Source organism: Veillonella parvula, from assembly GCF_024461875.1.
In the GTDB taxonomy this organism is placed as follows: domain Bacteria; phylum Bacillota; class Negativicutes; order Veillonellales; family Veillonellaceae; genus Veillonella; species Veillonella parvula_I.
Map to the genome: position 1 here is coordinate 182,320 of NZ_JANGAL010000003.1, position 17,775 is coordinate 200,094.

At 41.5% G+C, this 17,775-nt stretch carries 12 protein-coding genes; 7 read left to right on the forward strand and 5 right to left on the reverse strand.

The features are described 5' to 3' along the window. The first annotated feature begins 75 nt into the window (after positions 1-75). Entirely contained in the window at positions 76-624 is a 549-nt protein-coding gene (locus NE668_RS06690; RefSeq protein WP_227037283.1) for an SGNH/GDSL hydrolase family protein, read from the forward strand. Positions 625-785: 161 nt separating this feature from the next. On the opposite strand, the gene NE668_RS06695 is transcribed toward NE668_RS06690, so the two are convergent. Next, entirely contained in the window at positions 786-1,778 is a 993-nt protein-coding gene (locus NE668_RS06695) for a hypothetical protein (protein ID WP_004694840.1), read from the reverse strand. 351 nt (positions 1,779-2,129) lie between these two features. On the opposite strand from NE668_RS06695, the gene NE668_RS06700 reads away from it, so the two are divergent. Together NE668_RS06700 and addA are read left to right on the forward strand one after the other, a co-directional pair. Next, positions 2,130-5,696, forward strand: coding sequence for a PD-(D/E)XK nuclease family protein (locus tag NE668_RS06700; RefSeq protein WP_227037284.1), 3,567 nt, complete (start codon positions 2,130-2,132; stop codon positions 5,694-5,696). After that, entirely contained in the window at positions 5,686-9,441 is a 3,756-nt protein-coding gene (gene addA / locus NE668_RS06705; RefSeq protein WP_227037285.1) for a helicase-exonuclease AddAB subunit AddA, read from the forward strand. Before NE668_RS06700 ends, addA begins: the two co-directional genes overlap by 11 nt. An 80-nt stretch (positions 9,442-9,521) precedes the next feature. Here the strand turns inward: addA and NE668_RS06710 are convergent, their stop codons facing one another. After that, positions 9,522-10,463 (reverse strand): diacylglycerol/lipid kinase family protein, encoded by a 942-nt coding sequence (locus tag NE668_RS06710; protein ID WP_227037286.1) that lies wholly within the window; start codon positions 10,461-10,463, stop codon positions 9,522-9,524. 208 nt (positions 10,464-10,671) lie between these two features. On the opposite strand from NE668_RS06710, the gene NE668_RS06715 reads away from it, so the two are divergent. Continuing rightward, the gene (locus NE668_RS06715) at positions 10,672-11,379 is read left to right on the forward strand and encodes a GntR family transcriptional regulator (RefSeq protein WP_004694848.1); all 708 of its coding nucleotides are present in this window, start codon (positions 10,672-10,674) and stop codon (positions 11,377-11,379) included. Positions 11,380-11,556: 177 nt separating this feature from the next. On the opposite strand, the gene NE668_RS06720 is transcribed toward NE668_RS06715, so the two are convergent. Then, positions 11,557-11,940 (reverse strand): helix-turn-helix domain-containing protein, encoded by a 384-nt coding sequence (locus NE668_RS06720; RefSeq protein WP_038150489.1) that lies wholly within the window; start codon positions 11,938-11,940, stop codon positions 11,557-11,559. 189 nt (positions 11,941-12,129) lie between these two features. Between NE668_RS06720 and crcB the strand changes: the two genes are divergently transcribed. The 3 genes from crcB (at position 12,130) to NE668_RS06735 (ending at position 16,494) form a co-directional block, all read left to right on the forward strand. Further along, positions 12,130-12,510 (forward strand): fluoride efflux transporter CrcB, encoded by a 381-nt coding sequence (gene crcB, locus NE668_RS06725; protein ID WP_227037287.1) that lies wholly within the window; start codon positions 12,130-12,132, stop codon positions 12,508-12,510. An 84-nt stretch (positions 12,511-12,594) separates the two neighbouring features. Next, positions 12,595-13,575 (forward strand): molybdopterin-binding protein, encoded by a 981-nt coding sequence (locus NE668_RS06730; RefSeq protein ID WP_004698147.1) that lies wholly within the window; start codon positions 12,595-12,597, stop codon positions 13,573-13,575. Positions 13,576-13,995: 420 nt separating this feature from the next. Then, a complete protein-coding gene (locus NE668_RS06735) occupies positions 13,996-16,494 on the forward strand; it encodes an S-layer homology domain-containing protein (RefSeq protein WP_227037288.1) in 2,499 nt (832 codons plus the stop codon). A gap of 243 nt (positions 16,495-16,737) precedes the next feature. Here the strand turns inward: NE668_RS06735 and NE668_RS06740 are convergent, their stop codons facing one another. Beyond that, a complete protein-coding gene (locus NE668_RS06740; protein WP_004698256.1) occupies positions 16,738-16,968 on the reverse strand; it encodes a hypothetical protein in 231 nt (76 codons plus the stop codon). A 9-nt stretch (positions 16,969-16,977) separates the two neighbouring features. After that, positions 16,978-17,745, reverse strand: coding sequence for a metallophosphoesterase (locus NE668_RS06745; RefSeq protein WP_227037289.1), 768 nt, complete (start codon positions 17,743-17,745; stop codon positions 16,978-16,980). Positions 17,746-17,775 lie beyond the last annotated feature (30 nt).

The window sequence follows — 17,775 nt, forward strand, 5'->3', positions numbered from 1 at the left end:
CCTTTTTGTAATTAATATGTATATTGTGTATGGTGTTCTTTTATATGATTAAGTCATAGTACAGGAGGGGTGAAGATGGAAATCATCTGTTTTGGCGATAGCATTACGCGTGGCTATGATGTGCCCTATGGACGCGGTTGGGTCGAAATCTGTGATGCCTCCATAGAGGGTGTTAATTTTATAAACTACGGTGAAGATGGATGCTCCGTACAGGGTATGATTTATAATATTGGAAATTGGGCGGTTACCGCTGTATCCGATCCAACTCGTCATATTTTCTTGATGTGTGGTACTAACGATATTTTACAAGGTCGAGATAGTACCTATGTGTACAAGACTTTGGTGAAAGCTATTGAGCTTGCTAGTACAAAAGGGACGGTAATCATCGGTTTAGAAACTCAAATTGATAGCGATATGGACGGATTGGATCTGGTTGTACGAGAGGTTAATGAACAGCTAAAAACTTACGCAGAGGCGCATAATATTAAAGTTATAGATTTCTATACTACCTTGTTTGAAGCAGATCAAATTGGACAAATTGTCTTTGCCGGAGAGGTTCATCCCAACGAGCGTGGTTATCGATTAATGGCGTATAAGGCATTAGAAGTCTTTACGCGATTATAACGGAGCTATAATAGAACTGGAACGGGACTATAATACAACGTAATATAAAGAACATAAAAACTCCCCCAATGAGTTGCCTCATTGGGGGAGTTAGTGATTTATAGTCTTTTGTGCTAGTGAAAGTTGGGGGCTTTCACCAGATAAAATAAATTCGTAACGAATTATTTTTTAGATTTAGTAGATACTTTGTTATTGGACACCTTAGCAGATTGTGCAATTGCGTATGCAGTGCCTTTTACTAAATCAGAAGCTTCAGCAGTGTTGCCAGATACGGTTACAGCTGCTACAGTGTCTTCAGTTACTGCGAATAATGCAGTTGCGTAAGGGTGTTGCGCACCATTTGGTACAGTTACAGCACCGGATTTAACAACGATATAACGACCGTTGTTGTTGAAAATATCATAATGAGCGGCTTGTTTTACACCATCATAGCTTTCATTGTAAGCGAACAATGCAGCTACTTCACCGCTTGCTACTTGACCAGATTGTTGCATGGAACGCAATTTAGCGGCTGCCACAGCTGTTGGTTGAGTCATGTTTACAGTGATGCGCAAAGAGTTGTTATTTACAACTGCTTCAGTGATTACGTTTGTAGAGAATACATTCGCAACACCGTTGCCAGCACGGTTGTAAGAGCTAGCAGTTTTCACTTGGTAGCCATTAGTGTATGCAGGCAAGTCATATGTGTAAGTTTTGCCATTTAACAATAAGTCAAACGCGTTTAATTGGTTAGCTTTGTAGCGAGAAACGTAGGAGCTGCCGTTGCCATTAGCTGTTACGGAGTTTACAGTTTCTTGGTATACCGGTTGGGCTTCAGTAGGGATAGGATCCATGATTTGAAGACCTACAGCTGTTGTTTGTGGTGCCACAAAGATTGGATCACCTAATTCTTTAGATACAGGCATTTGTTGAGCCATATCGCCTGCTGTATAAGGCACTGCTGGCAATGGTTTGTAACCAGGGCGCGGTGCACTTGTGGCATAACTAGTTTGGTAAGCTGGCGTAGCCGCTTGTGGTGCAGGATAAGAATATTGCTCTGCTGAAGCACGTTCATAAGCGCGTGCATTAGCATCGATAGTTGCAGCAAAAGCAGAGAAAGACATTGTTGTCGCTGCAAATACTGCAAAAGCAGTTGCTAAATGTTTTTTGTTCATAATAATTTACTCCTAAATACATGATTTTACAAATAACACAGATACTAACTTGTATTATATAGGAATTCATGCTAATTGTAAATAAAATATAAAATATTATCTTAATTATAAATAAATATAATCAGATGAGTCAAATATTGTACAATTAGCCATAGAATGTCATATTACTATATAATAATAATCAGTATAGTAATTTATTATATCGAAAAACTTCGTTTAATGCTATATCTAATTCGTATAGTGCTACAACTAATTTGTGTAGTGCTATATCTAATGCGTTAAATGATATGAGCAACATACATTTGTGAATTACATCAATTGAGATGGTGAAAGTTTCACTAGGGAGGTCTCATGAGTATTAGCGTCTATTATGGACGGGCTGGATCAGGCAAGACACGTGCCGTATATGAGCGCATACGTCAGGTCATGACAGATTGTCCAGGGGAACCAATAATTTTACTTGTTCCTGAACCTGCCACCTATCGGGTAGAACGGGAGCTAGCTGAATTTATGCCTGAAAAAGGCTTTACTACGGTTCGTGTCGTAGGCTTTGGGCGTTTGGGTTATCAGGTATATCAATCGATAGGCTCAAAAGGGGCTGGTCAATCAAGTTTATCAAGCTTTGGCCGGTCTATGTTGTTGCGCCTTGTAATGAAACGAAAGCAAAAGGAACTGGGGCTGTTAGAACAGGCTACAAAGCGGCCTGAGTTTTCCTCCGTATTGCAACAGCTCTTTTCTGAATTCCGCGCCTTCCGTGTAGGCCCTGCTGATCTAGAACGAGGGGCAGAATCTGTTAAAAATAATGTATTACAAAAGAAATTGCGCGAGCTAGCTATCTGTATGTCCGCCTATGAAGAGGAACTCAGTCGTCATGGGGAGCGCGACATCGATCCTATCATGGAAATCGTAGAGGCTTTGCCACAATCTCCTCTCATGGAGAATAGCCACGTCTTTATCGATGGTTTTCATTGGTTTACGCCCACACACTACGAGTTGATTTATACCTTGTTTGACTTGGCAAAGGAAGCCGTTATTACTATCGATTTACCGATGGCCCCAAAGGCGTTAAATCTAGTTCGTCGAGGGGAGCATCTCTTCAGCCGCCCTTTAGAGATTTACGACACCTTAGTTGCTCGTTATGGCTCTAGTATCAACTGGGTTGGCTTTGATGGGAAACGAGGACCTCAAATCGTTCAAGCGCTAGAGGCTAATTATTTTGCTAGCCCTAGTAAGAAAAATACTACAGATGCAATGATTCCGCTTATTCGAGGCTATAACAGGGAACGCGAAGCCGATGCGGTGGCTCGTCGTATTTTAGCCTATATAGACTCATCTGAAGAGGCTCGTTACCGAGATGTATGTATTATGCTCCGCGAGTCTGAAACCTATGGTGACACTTTAGAAAAGGTTTTTGCTCGCTACGGCATTCCGCACTTTATTGACCGTCAGCGGCCTATGAAAAACCATCCATTAGGCGAGCTATTGACGGCTCTATTTGATATCGTGCGTCATAACTATAGTCGGGACAGCATGTTTCTATTGCTCAAGACGGACTTGATGCCGCTTACTCGTGAGGCTGTAGATGAGTTAGAGAACTACGTTCTCGAGTTTGGTATCGACCATTATAAATGGGAACGTGAAAGCTGGCCGTACCTACGAGGCTTTCATGAGGGGCAAGATGAAGAGAGCCACGTAGATGCACCACGCAGAGCACGTGTTAACAAAGCAAGAGAAACCATTATGGATATATTATCTCCATGGTTTGACTTTGCTGCTAATGCGGAGGGTCATACAGGGGCTGAGTGGGGTACACAACTTTATGGTTTATTAGAAATCTTACAAGTGCCAGAGCGGCTCTATGAATGGGCGAAGGACGCAGAAACTATAGGTGATCAAGAATCCAAAGCTAGTCATGAACAGATGTATAATGCGGTTCTTTCCTTTATAGACGAAATTTCTATGGTCATGAAGGATGAAATATTGACTCTGGATGAGATGATGCTCCTCCTCGAAGAAGGCCTTAGCGATGTAAACTACTCTATGATTCCACCTTCTTTAGATCATGTGGTGATTACTACCATCGAACGTGGCTACAGCCAGTGGTGGCCTAAGGTGTTTGTAATGGGTCTCAACCAAGGTGTATTCCCTCAAAGTATGGGCGATGAAGGGCTCATTAAGGATAAGGAGCGTCAAGAATTGGCCGATGCAGGAATTACCTTAGCAGAAGGGGCCTTGCCGAAGGCTTTCAACGAGAATTTCCTATTATATCTCGCCATGACACGGGCGTCTGATTCGTTGACCTTGTCCTATGCGGGCTCTGGTGAGGATGGAACAGGTCTTGAGCCATCCCTCGTTGTGAAACGATTAGAATCTCTTGGGTACATAGATCAGGCAGTAGATATTCCTTTCTCCATTGCACCTGATACAGAGGCAGATTACGTGTGGCGCCCACTCCAAAGTCTGTCATTGCTATCTGAGCGTTGGGGGGCTCTCTTTAGTGGTTATGAGGTCAATCCTCTTTGGTGGGGACTCTATAACTGGGCTCGTGAAAGCGAAACCTATCGTCCTCGTTTAGCGGAGGTGTCACGTGGCATTCGAGATAACAACGATGTGCCTGTCATAACGCAGGATTTAGTGAATGGTCTATTCTTGTCTAAAGGCTACATGTCTGGTTCTGTGACACGCCTTGAACGATACCAACAATGCCCGTTTAAGTTCTATGCCCAATATGGTTTGAAACTAGAACCACGTCCAGTACGCTCCTTTGGAGCTCCTGAAATCGGTACGTTCTTACATGCTAATTTAGAGCGCTTAGGTAATTATCTATTAGAAAATAACAAACAATGGCGTGACCTCGACGAAGAGGAACAAGAAAATCTATGCCGTACTGTGGCAGACGAAATCTTGCAAGAAAATCAGCTAGGTGAAGAAACGAGCGATGCCTACCAAAAGGCCATTGAACAGCGTGTACAGAGAACATTACATGTGACGGTAGACCGCCTCATAGAGTGGTCTAAGCGCAGCGATTTTGATACGAAGTATTTAGAGCAAGACTTTGGTCGTCAAGGTGGCTGGGATCCTATTCGAGTCCCTCTTGGTGAAAACCGTTACTTGCGACTCATCGGTCAAATTGACCGCATCGACGAATATACAAAAAATGATCAAACCTATGGCATGGTTATCGACTACAAGTCGGGTGGTGCTCATGTGACGGCCCAAGATGTCTATTATGGACTTAAACTGCAACTCATGACCTATCTGTTGGCTTTGGAGTCCGCTTATGGTAAAACACATGGCGGATCTATATCCCCTGCGGCGGTGGTTTACTCTTACGTGAAGAACCCTAAAATCCCTGCTGATGCGTCTATATCTTATGAAGATGCGGTTTCGTTGGCTAATGAAAGCGATGCTTGGCAAAACAGTGGGTACTTCTCCGATGATATAGAGTTGTTGACGCATATTGACAATAAGTTCTTGTCCTATGGATCTAAGCGAGGGCCTTATGTGCCGATTGCTACGAAAAAAGATCAAACCATTTCTAGCAGAGATTTGCGGAAGGTTAAGTCTACAGGTGAATTTGACATAATGTGCCGCTATACAAATCACGTGATGGCTGAGACGGGTCGTCACATTGGGGAAGGGCAGTTCCCGATTAAGCCATATCAATTGAATGGCCTTAGACCTTGTACATTCTGCGACTACAGAACGGTATGTCGCTTTGACTCTAGCCGTAATCGATATAATTATTTGTCTAAATTGTCCGAAGATGATGCATTAGAACGGATGAAAGAGGTCTTAAACGACGAAAATAGCGATAACAATGGGAATCGCAATAACGACCGAAATAGCAGCAATAACGGAAATAACAATAATGACGGAAATAATAGTAGCGAAGGAGGTGAAAACCATGGGTGTTAAATGGACGCCAGAGCAGGAGTCTGCTATTATAGCGCCTAAGGATTCCTCCTTAGATAATCAGACCTTACTTGTTGCGGCCGCTGCCGGTTCAGGTAAGACAGCGGTCCTCGTAGAACGCATTATTACGCGCCTTAAGGACATGGATAATCCCTTATCTGTTCAAGAACTCATGGTTGTAACTTTCACAAAGGCTGCGGCCCAAGAGATGAGCGCTCGTATTGGCCTTGCCTTGGCTAAAGCCATGGAATCTACAGATGATGCTGCACTACAAGCGCGCCTTGAACGACAGCTCAATCTGTTGCCCTCGGCTCATATTTCTACATTGCACTCCTTTTGCCAATGGGTAATCCGGTCCTATTTCTATAAGCTCGACATTAATCCGACAGCGCGCATCGGCAATGAAGCAGAAATGGCATTGCTACAACAAGAGGTATTAGCCGATTTGTTAACTAAATCCTATGAAGAGGGCCTTTATAATATCTATGAGCTAGCGGATTTCTTCAGCGATGATAAATCCGATGCAGGCTTAACGGCGAAGATTATGTCCCTGTATAACTACGCCATGTCCCTCGCCAATCCCGATGGATGGCTACGCAAAGCCTTAGAGCCTTATAAAGAGGCGATGGACATAAACCCTAGTGATACGTTGTGGGGTCAATATATGTGGTCTAATCACATGGCTGTCATCGATCGCATTCGCGAGCGCTTAGAGCGGATGGAACAAATCTTGCTCGATCCAACAGGACCTCATAAATGGCAAAACATATACGATAATCAACTGGCTGCACTAGGCATGCTTTCAGCGGCTCAAACTTGGGACGACATGGGGGAAGCTTGTAAACATATGGATACCTTTATTAAAGATCAGTTCCGTATGGGCTCAAAAGAGGCGCAAGCCTATGACCCTATATTGGTGGCAGAGTTTAAATCTTTGGGTGGTCAAAATAAAGATGACCTCAAAGCTATGCAAACCGCTATATTCACCGTTCCGGAGGCTACCTTGCAAGAGCAGTTTAAGGCTCAATATCCAATCATAGAAGGGTTAGTAGAACTGACGATTGCGTTCCATCAAGCGTATCGGGATATGAAACAAGAGCAAGGCATCATGGATTTTAGCGACCTTGAGCATCTATGCTTGGCCCTTCTCGTTGAGCCTGGCACAGAGGATGATCCTCAGCCATCTGAAGTAGCGAAGGAACTACAAGATACTTTCAAAGAAATCATGGTTGATGAATACCAAGATACGAACGGCGTGCAAGAGACGATTATTAACTTGATTTCTCGCATCGATAATAGGTTTTATGTGGGGGACGTGAAGCAGGCTATTTATAGCTTCCGTATGGCCGATAGTTCTCTGTTCATGGAGAAATATAATACGTACGGCGGCAATGATGCGGTAGAACGTCGTATCGACCTAGCGAAGAATTTCCGATCTCACGAAAATATCTTGGCTGCAACGAATTTCTTGTTCTATCAAATCATGACGGAAGAAGCGGCAGAGCTCAATTACACAGAGGCTGAATCGCTCATTCCTGGCCGCATCGTAGAGGATGCGCCAGAGGATTGGGTCGGTGGTGACGTGGAATTACAGCTCTTAGATGTGAGTAAGGATACCCTTGGTGCTGGTGAAAGCGACGAGGACGAAGGGGATGACCCTGAAAACAACGAGCGTGAGCTAGATTTCATCATTCAAAAAATCAAAGAAATCCATGCTGCCAAGAAACAGGTGCAAAATCCAGATGGCACATTCCGTCAAATCGAGTGGCGAGACTTTGCTATTTTGCGCAGATCCTTAGCGGGGTGGGGCACCCGTGCCGTAGAAGCCATGCGGCAAGCGGGGATTCCTGCGGTGGTAAACGAGCGAGACGGTTACTTTGAAGCCCAAGAGATTCAACTCTTATTGGCGTTGTTATCCATCATAGATAATCCTGAACAAGATTTGCCGATGGCTGCTGTGTTGCACTCTGGCCTGGTAGGCCTTGATGCCAACGAACTAGGTGCATTGCGCCTGTCTGGTGAGGGCTCCTTATGGTCTCTTATGCCAGCCTATGCACAAGAGGCTCAAGATGAGCGTTTATTGGCCTTTATTGGGCATATGGAAAGGTGGCGCACCTTATCGCGTCGTCACGGCGTGACCGATTTGCTGTGGGATATTTACGAATCTCAAGACTATGTAAACTATGTGGGCGCTATGCCGAATGGCCTCGTTCGTCGTGCCAATGTGCTCGCCTTATACGATAGAGCTAAGGGCTATGAAGCCTCTGGCTTCCGTGGGCTCTTTAGGTTCTTGCGCTTTGTGGAAAGCTTGCGCGACAGCAACCAAGATATGCCTCTTGCCAATGTGGTGAGCGAGGCGGATAATGTGGTGCGCCTCATGACCATCCATAAGAGTAAGGGCCTTGAGTTTCCTGTAGTATTTCTATCTGGTGTACAAAAAAGATTCAACATGATGGACTTGCGTTCAGAGCTTCTTATCGATAAAAATGCAGGTCTTGGTTTGAAAGGGTATTTCCCAGATATTCGAGTATCCTTCCCAACCATGCCTTGGTTTTATGTGAAAGACGTAAAAGAAGCAGCCCTTAAGGCGGAGGAACAGCGCATTCTCTATGTTGCCTTAACACGGGCACGAGATAAGCTGTTCATGACAGGCTTTATTAAAGGCTTTAAAAATTCTAAAGGTGTGTTAAGCACCATAGGTGAGCTCATTAAAAATGCGGCTTCCGTAGAAACTCAACAGTTACCGACAGATATTATTACACAAGCTAATACCTATCTAGATTGGATAATCATGGGCTTTGCTCGTCATTTAGATGGTGGCAATCCATTGCGCGTAGCCATCGAGTACGAAGGGCCAACCTATTTTGATTTACCGGATAAACAGTGTCGTTTAAAGGTTGAAATCCATGATGGCTCTCTTTATGGTGATCTCGATTACAAAGCGGATATCGACGAGACAACCATCAACAAGGTGCGGGACTTAAAAGCTGTTAATTCCGTAGAATTACCGCAGGAAATCGTGGATCGATTTAACTATAGCTATCCGTACAATGATGCTACTCGCCGAACCGCAAAAATCTCCGTTAGTGAATTGAAACGACGATTCCAAGAACGAGAACTTGAAGCAGGAACTATTGATACTTTGAATGAACCGATTGCAACGGTAGAAGTTTCAGCAGATGACCTAGCAAACTCCGTATTCGGTCGAAAGCCACAAGCATTACAGTCTGAAGATGATGTATTAACCAGTGCTCAATGGGGGACCTTGATGCATGTGGCTATGCAATGGCTACCTCTTGTGACGTATACGCAAGCTTCTTTGACGAAAGAACTCGATGCACTGGTGGCGAATGGGACTTTTACAGAGGAAGAACGGAATTTATTAAGCGATACGAGTTTGTATAAATTTTTTAGCTCTGATCTTGGTAAGCGCCTTATCAATACAAAACGTATCGAGCGAGAGTTGCCGTTTAGCATGCTCTTTGAAGGAAAACGCGTATACGATACCTTAGAGGACGGGGAAAATCTGTTCCTTCAAGGTATTATTGATACGGCCTTTGAGGAGGATGGCGAATGGGTTCTCGTAGATTACAAAACGGATCGCGTTACATCCGGAGAAGAACTCATCAAGCGCTATAAAATCCAAATGGACCTCTATAAAGAGGCCTTGCAGCGATTGACGGGGATGCCCGTGAAAGCATGCTATATTTATAGCTTCCGCTTGCATGATGCAATCATTGTGGACTAATGAGCATAGATTCTAATAAATTAATAAACACAAAAGCTCTCTATCCGTTGATAGAGAGCTTTTGTGTTACCAATTACTTGTTATATATGTGGTAGTTTAGGCAGATTTAAGGCTTTTTTCTTTTTGTGTTTTGCAGGTGCAAATACTTTGAGTACGCGTGGCAATACTTCAATATCCACAGGCATATTCGGACCTGCATCACCATCCATATTAGTCGATAAATCATCGACGTCAGATAGAAGTTCGATATGAGCTTTTTTCACAGTTAATGTCGTTGTATAACGAGAATTATAAATGGCACCACTGATAATGAGTGGTAATACGCTGAGGATATCGAGGATAAAATATTCCTTGAAGATAATGATACGCATATAACCATCATCTACTGAGGCTTGTGGCATAAAACGTTCAAAGCTAGAGACTACATTGGTAAGTAGGGCTAAAACGAGAGGGGATTTGCAAATGAAATCGTCGTCCTCTGTTTTGATGCGGTACGTGTAGTCCTTTGTAGTGAACAATGCTTGGCCTGCTCTCAAGAAATACGCGAGAGGGCCGAGTATGCTTTTTTCCTTTGGCGTAACTTCATCTACAACCTTAGGAATAACGCCAGCTGCAATGTTATTGCAGAAATACCGATCATTACAACGGCCGATATCAATGGTTCGAGTTTCATTGATATCGATACGTCTGATAGCTTGCGTTGGGTTTTGGGGAATACCGAGCGCACGAGACATATCATTTACTGTACCAACGGGGATAAACCCAAAGGTACAGGAGAATCCACCTTGGGCAATACCATTAACGGTTTCGTTAACAGTGCCGTCACCACCCATGCAGAATACGGCATCAAACCCGCGCTCACAAGCGTCCTTAGCGAAACGTGTAGCATCGCCTTCGCCTCTGGTGAATTTGACCTCAATCGTTTCGAACAATGTACTCAATTTCCATTGTAAATCGAGGGCGTAACGGCGCGCTGCACCGCCTCCTGAGACAGGGTTGATGATAATCAAACAACGGCTCATAGTATACTTCCTTACTTTCAAAAATGAGATATAGCTATTATCTATAGTTAAATTGACAGTCTTAATGATGAGTTCTATAATTATAATGTATGCACTTAATTTCGCACAACATACTGTCTAAGATATGTTGTATACTATATTATACTCATTTTAACCGTTCTTTGAAAGTCTGAAAGCATGAATGGTTAGTAAGGTTTAGGGGCTAGTAATGGGAAGACAAAGTTCAAAAGATAAATACAAATTGTCCGCAGTGGATTCTATCGAAAGATTACCTCTCAGTGAACAAGTATATTTAACATTAAAAACAGCTATCTTAACAGGCGAATTGATGCCTCAAGAGAAGCTTAACGAAGTAAAGATTGCAGAACAATTACAAGTGAGTGCTACACCTGTACGTGAGGCATTCCGCAAATTGGCTAAAGATAATCTCGTAGTTATCGTTCCTTGGAAAGGCGTTACTGTAAAAGCTGACACGCCAGAAGAAATCGTAGCACTTTACCAAGTTCGTGAAGTAATGGAAGGACTTGGTGCTAGATTATGTGCTCGTCATGCTACACCTGAGCAAGTACAAGAGCTAAGAACCCTTTGTAAAGAAATGCATGAAATTGAAGATGCCACAGAACGTGTTGATGTGAATAGCCGATTCCATACAATGATTGCTCATTACTCTGGCAATGAACGCATTGTAGATTATCTAGCAGGTTTCCGTGAACGCGTTAATCGCGACATGTACATCAGTTCTTTCAATGCTGTACGTACACATGACTGTGATGACGAACATGATCAAATCGTAGACGCTATTGAACGTCACGACGAAGTTGCTGCAGAAACAGCTATGCGTCAGCATATTAACAATGCATTTATCTTCAAAAAAGCAAATGCAGAAGTACAACATAAAAAACTTAATGAAGTATAATGCCTGCTGATGCTGTAATAGGCATAATGACATATGAAAAGCTCCGCTATTGACGGAGCTTTTTTGATTGTTATTTTGAATAGTTAATTCAACTTTCATTTAGAGTATTTAGCGTATCTTGATATAAATTAGGTATCATTTGTTGTATTTAATTAACCGCTATTTTAGCCTATCGGATTAGTTTGTTCTTGTTTTGTTTTGAGACGTCCTTTTGGTGTGGTTTAGAAACTCTAGTCGTTTATAGTGTGATGTTAGGTGAGCATTACAGTTTTTATAGTCTACAACACGCAGTCTTACGAGCTGACCTACGTTGATTTGAAAGGCTTGAGCGATTTTAAAAAGAATTTCCAAAGACATGCCGGAGATGCCTGTACCACATTCTAATTTACTTAAATAACTGCGACTGATACCAATGTGACGAGCTAACTCTTGCTGAGACATATTTAGGGATACGCGAATAATGGCGATTTTATGACCTAAACACACATATTGATGTTGTAAAAATGGGTCTTCGTACGTGTTGATCCGCAGTTCGGTGAGTGGTGTAGACGAGGGGTTCATAGGGACTCCTTCCTTTTCCCTACTCTCTAAATATAGTATACTGAGATTGTTAGCATCTGACTAATATAGAAAACTAGATAATTATCGGTTATTACAGATAATTACACGAATTGTGAAAGTAGTATTACATGTATGCTATAGTAATGTGAGCATACCATCTAGTATGTTATCTTAAGTAGAGGAGGCAATATGGAAAAATATATAGCCGTTGCCCTCGGTGGCGCCACTGGGGCCTTATGCCGTATGGCTCTCGGTGAATGGGTTATGACAAAGGTCAGCTCGTTTCCGTATGGTACGGTAGTAGTAAACCTCGTTGGTTGCCTCATTATCGGTCTAGTCTTAGGCCTTTATATGCAAAAGCCAGATCTACCTCAATGGGCGAGATTCTTCCTCGTTGTAGGTGGGCTAGGTGCATTTACCACCTTCTCAACCTTTGCCTTTGAAATGCTACAGCTTATGATGGCTGAATCCTATGTACAAGCATTATGGTACGGTGCAGTACAAGTCGTAGGGGGCTTAATCCTCTGTTGGGGTGGCATGCTAGTCGTGCGTCTACTCTGTACTATGTAAATATATTAATATTGAATAATAGTATTAAATACATTTTGATGTTATACAGTAACGTATTTTGTTATTAATGACTTGGGAGATATTATGAAATCTATTAGAACACAAGATGCCGTAGGGCAAATATTATTACACGATCTCGTAAGAATCGTCATAGGTGAGGTGAAAGACACGCCCTTCCGCCGTGGTCATGTTATCACAGAAGAGGATATTCCAAAATTGTTAGACCTTGGTAAGGAACATATCTTTGTGATGGAACCGGAAGATGAAGGTTTCTTGCACGAAGAGGATGTAGCTCGTGCTTTGTACCATATGGCAGGCGGCGAAAACATGCACGATGGCCCTATGGCGCAAGGTAAAATTGAAGCCATTGCAGATGTAGATGGTCTTTTCAAGGTCGATGTGGAACGTTTACACGCTATCAACAGCATTGGCGAACTGACTATTGTAACGAGATTTAATAACACACCTGTGAAAGCTGGTGATAAACTAGCAGGTATGCGTTGTATTCCATTATTGTTAGAAGAACAACAAGTAGAAGATGCAAAAAAAATTGCTGATGGTAAGCCTTTGTTACATGTAAAGCCGTTCGTGCGCAAAACAATGGGGATTGTTACGACTGGTTCTGAAGTATTTGAAGGTCGTATTAAAGATGCTTTCACACCAATCATTGAAGAACGTTGTGCTGAATTTGGTGTTACAAAGGTAGCTCACGAAATTGTAACGGATAATACAGACGATATCGTGGCGGCTATCGACAAGGTGAAAGCAGCAGGCGCAGATATCATTTTCTGCACTGGCGGTATGAGCGTTGACCCAGATGATCTCACTCCAGGAGCGATTAAACGCTATGCAGATCGCGTAGTTACTTATGGATTACCTGTGTTACCAGGGTCCATGGTTTGCATTGCTTACTGTGCAGATGGCACACCAATTCTTGGTGTACCAGGTGGTGTATTGTTCAGCAAACCGACTGCTTTTGATGAAATTGTGCCACGCCTCATCGCAGATGATGAAATCACCAAAGAAGATTGTATAGCTATGGGTCATGGAGGATTCTTGGGCTAATAGGCTAGTATAATAAGATTAGCTAGAATAACCAATATAGCTATTTTAAGTAATATAGCTAAAGCAAATAATATAACTAGAATAATTAGTATAGCTAGTATAATGAATATAGTTAATATAGCCAATATAAGGAGATAAGATAAATCTTATCTCCTTATATTGTTATTATGCTATTAATTTATAGTATGATGAATTTGATAGAATTTTTATTTATCGATAAAATTGATAATTTTATCTATTTTGTTAAAAAATTCGTTTACTTCATTTAATATTTAAAGTACAATAATAGTTAAGGATAATGATAATACATTATTTAATAGTGGACATATTTTATGCTGAGTTTTGTTGAATATATATTATAAATGATAATATATTATCCGTTGTATTTATAATTTTAGATGTAGGGAGGAATAGTAAACGATGAAAAGCAAACAAGTTGCATTATCATTGGCAATACTACTTGCGTTAGGCACGGGAACTGTATTACATGTAGAAGCACAAGGAAATCCGACAGAGTATTCACGTCACTTTGGTGATGAAAACACGGTTACCAGTGACCATAGTTTAGCAGTAGGTTTCAGAAATACGGTATCCGGTTCATATTCAACTGCTGTAGGACAGTCTTCTACCGCATCTGGTGAGACTTCACTAGCTATCGGACGAAGTGCACAGGCAACTGCTAATAATACCAATGCTATTGGTCGGAGTGCACGAGCAGAAGGTGAAAATGCTACTGCAATAGGCCATGGATCAGTTTCTTCAGGGCGTAATTCAAATGCCTTTGGTTCATCCGCTAAAGCATCTGCTGAAGCTTCTACAGCGGTTGGCAATAGTACAAAGGCTAGTGGTATTTCAAGTACCGCTACTGGCTTTAATGCTGAGGCATCTGGTAATTTCTCTTCAGCATATGGTAATGATGCTAGAGCAAAGGGAAATCGTTCAGTAGCTGTTGGATATAATGCAAAAGCTGAAGAGAGTGCAACTGCTGTAGGTAATAATGCTAATGCTGGTGCTGCAAATGCTGTTGCACTAGGTTCAGGTAATACGATTACTGCACGTGGTGGAGTTGGGATTGGTAGCAGTAATTCTGTCTCTGGCATTGATTCTGGCGCTTTTGGGGTTAGAAATGACGTAGCGCAAGCAAATACATATGTACTGGGCAGTAATGTGACGTCAACACAAGGAAATAGTGTTCTCTTAGGCAATGCATCTACCGATAGAGCTGCCACAACAGAAACACAAGCTAATATAAATGGTATTAACTATTCCGGCTTTGCTGGGGTAGGGTCAGCTCGTAACGGCGTTACGAGTGTTGGTGCATCTGGTAAAGAACGTCAGGTGATTAATGTAGCATCTGGGAAAGTATCTTCTGATAGCACGGATGCTATAAATGGTAGTCAATTATATGCAGTAGCAAATACAGTGGGCGGAATTCTTAATAATCACAATACATTAATTCAAAATAATATTAATGAAATCGATAAAAATAAAGAAAAAATTGCCGACAATGAACGAAAATTAAAAGATCATACAGATGTCTTACAAAAACATGAAGATATTTTAAATGGACATAGTCAAGAATTAGAAAAACATAATAAATTAATTGTAAATCATGATAATCAAATTACTCGTTTAACTAAAGAAAATCTTCGTCAAGATGCTGATTTACTTCGTCATGAAGATCAAATTCAAAATCATGACATTCAATTAAAAAATCAAACTGAACGTATGAATAATCAAGAAAAACGTATTGACAATCAAGATAAGCGTTTAGATTATTTAGATAATCGTGTTGATAATCATGATGCTCGAATTGAAAATCATAGTGAGCGTATCGAAAGTCATGAACGTCGTATTGAATATAATAAGACTTTAGCCACAGAAGCATTAAAAGAAGCTAAAAAACATACTAGCATTTCTGCAGGTAATAATGTAACTGTAACTACAAGCACAAATGCTGCTGGTGGTACTGATTACAAAGTATCTGTAGATAAAGTTAAATTTGGTAATGTTTCTTTGGACAATAAAGGTCTAAATAATGGTGGCAATAAAATCACTAATGTAGCCGATGGTGAAGTATCCGCTACATCTAAAGATGCCGTTAACGGTAGCCAATTGTATCAAGCTACTAGCGGTATTAGTAATGGTGTGAACCTATTAAATAGCAAAATAGGAAAAGTTGGTGCTGGTGCGGCTGCATTAGCGGCTATTCATCCATTGGATTTTGATCCTGATGATAAATGGAATTTTGCGGCTGGTTACGGTAACTATGCCGGTGAAAATGCGATGGCATTAGGTGCTTTCTACAGACCAAATGAAGACACTATGTTCAGCGTAGCTGGATCCATGGGTAACGGTGAAAACATGGTCAATGCTGGCGTTTCATTGAAATTAGGTCAAAAAAATGGTGTATCTACATCTAGAGTAGCTTTGGCTAAAGAGGTTCAAGACTTAAAGGCCATTGTAAAAGCCCAAAATGTAGAGATTCAACAAATGAAGGCATCCATGGGAATGGCTCCTCAGTATGAAATGAAAGATGTGAACTTCCCTGATGTACCAGCTAATCACTGGGCTTATGAATATGTAAAAGACTTGGCTGATAAAGGTCTTGTTGAAGGCTATCCTGATGGCGAATTTAAAGGCGATCGCGCAATGACTCGTTATGAATATGCTGCGATTATTTACCGTGCTTTACAATTGGGGGCTCCAATTGATGGCAAAATGGGACGTGCAATTAACGATTTTAATCCTGAATTGGCTCGTCTTCGTGACTTGGATCGTACTCGTGTAGATCGAATCTCCGGTAAAGACAATGACCGTCATAAGGTAGAACGACTTCGTGTAAACAATAAAGACAATAAGCAAACTAATGATTACAGAGATGTTTACGGTAGTCATATCGAGCGTAATGCGAAGTAATTACTTGTCTTGAAATAACCTTTTAAACTAAAAGGAAGACAACAAAATAGTTCTTTTATAAACTAAAGGAAAAACAAAAGAGGCTGTGATAAACAGCCTCTTTTCATCTAGCGGATAGTTGAGTTAATAACAATCTGCACTTTCAGAAATTAGAAATTATGATCCTTTTCTGGAGTGCAGATTATAGTCAACTATCCGCTATTTTATTGTTTTGTTCAATTAATTACATTATTGATGGCGTTATTAAAATGATTTTTTACCTAGTGTAGGGTGGCTACAACGTTTTAGTGTTAGGGTATCAATCATATGGACTGCTTCGTCCAATGTAATATCTTCGCGCTTCGTTGGTGTTTCTAGGACTGCTAACGGATGCTCCGTGCCTACCTCACCAGAAGGCAAGTAAATATATTCTTGGTTAACATTGTCACCAAAGATATAGCCAGCTTGTAAATGTTCTTTATGAATGCGACTCATGGTCTCTCCTTAGATAATTTGCTTTAGCTTAAAATCTAGATAGTCTGCAGATACCAACTCTAGTTTTGTCGTACTAAATTCCTTTGGAATCCGGTTAAAAGAAATTTGATCGTGTAAGTGGCCAAAAATGCAGATATCTACGTTATATTGCTCCATGAGATCCGTAAAGCCCGAAGGTGCGTTGGACTCGTTGAATGGAGGGTAGTGTAGCAACAATAACTTTGTTACAGGAATATTTTCTATATCTATACTTAAATCAGATGTTGATGATAAATAGGCCGTTGCCTTATCCATTTCCTGTAGTGCTGCTTCGGTACGCATCACTTCTCTATCGTAAATGGATTGGTCCGTTTCTGGGGAGAAGTGGGAGTCTCCAGGACAGAGGTAGGCACGTGTTCCACCAAATGCAATAAGGCGCGGACCTTCTTCGGTTTGGATGACTTCTGCGGTGCCGTGACCTTGTATAAAGGTAATAGCGTCACCCATGAGATTATGCATCTTGTTTGCTGATGCCCACCAATAATCATGGTTGCCACGAATCATATATTTTTTACCAGGTAAAGATGCAATTTCTTGTAAATCGCAGGCAGCTTCATCGAGACGGAGCGCCCAGCTCATGTCACCTACAAGAAAGACGATGTCTTCGTTGGTTACATTGGTATTCCAATGCTCTTTGATGCGGGCCCAGTGATCATTCCAGTGAGGGCCAAAAATATCCATCGGCTTTGTTGGAGGATTGCCAGATAGATGGAGGTCGCCGATGGCAAATACTTTCATAAAAATCCTTTCAATTATGTATGGTTAAAA

What these genes read in the sequence shown, in the direction of transcription:
- NE668_RS06700 (WP_227037284.1), top strand. Translation starts at nt 2,130, where the DNA reads ATGAGTATTAGCGTCTATTATGGACGGGCTGGATCAGGCAAGACACGT.
- NE668_RS06740 (WP_004698256.1), bottom strand. Translation starts at nt 16,968, where the DNA reads ATGAGTCGCATTCATAAAGAACATTTACAAGCTGGCTATATCTTTGGT.
- NE668_RS06710 (WP_227037286.1), bottom strand. Translation starts at nt 10,463, where the DNA reads ATGAGCCGTTGTTTGATTATCATCAACCCTGTCTCAGGAGGCGGTGCA.
- NE668_RS06745 (WP_227037289.1), bottom strand. Translation starts at nt 17,745, where the DNA reads ATGAAAGTATTTGCCATCGGCGACCTCCATCTATCTGGCAATCCTCCA.
- NE668_RS06690 (WP_227037283.1), top strand. Translation starts at nt 76, where the DNA reads ATGGAAATCATCTGTTTTGGCGATAGCATTACGCGTGGCTATGATGTG.
- NE668_RS06730 (WP_004698147.1), top strand. Translation starts at nt 12,595, where the DNA reads ATGAAATCTATTAGAACACAAGATGCCGTAGGGCAAATATTATTACAC.
- NE668_RS06735 (WP_227037288.1), top strand. Translation starts at nt 13,996, where the DNA reads ATGAAAAGCAAACAAGTTGCATTATCATTGGCAATACTACTTGCGTTA.
- NE668_RS06720 (WP_038150489.1), bottom strand. Translation starts at nt 11,940, where the DNA reads ATGAACCCCTCGTCTACACCACTCACCGAACTGCGGATCAACACGTAC.
- NE668_RS06715 (WP_004694848.1), top strand. Translation starts at nt 10,672, where the DNA reads ATGGGAAGACAAAGTTCAAAAGATAAATACAAATTGTCCGCAGTGGAT.
- NE668_RS06695 (WP_004694840.1), bottom strand. Translation starts at nt 1,778, where the DNA reads ATGAACAAAAAACATTTAGCAACTGCTTTTGCAGTATTTGCAGCGACA.
- crcB (WP_227037287.1), top strand. Translation starts at nt 12,130, where the DNA reads ATGGAAAAATATATAGCCGTTGCCCTCGGTGGCGCCACTGGGGCCTTA.
- addA (WP_227037285.1), top strand. Translation starts at nt 5,686, where the DNA reads ATGGGTGTTAAATGGACGCCAGAGCAGGAGTCTGCTATTATAGCGCCT.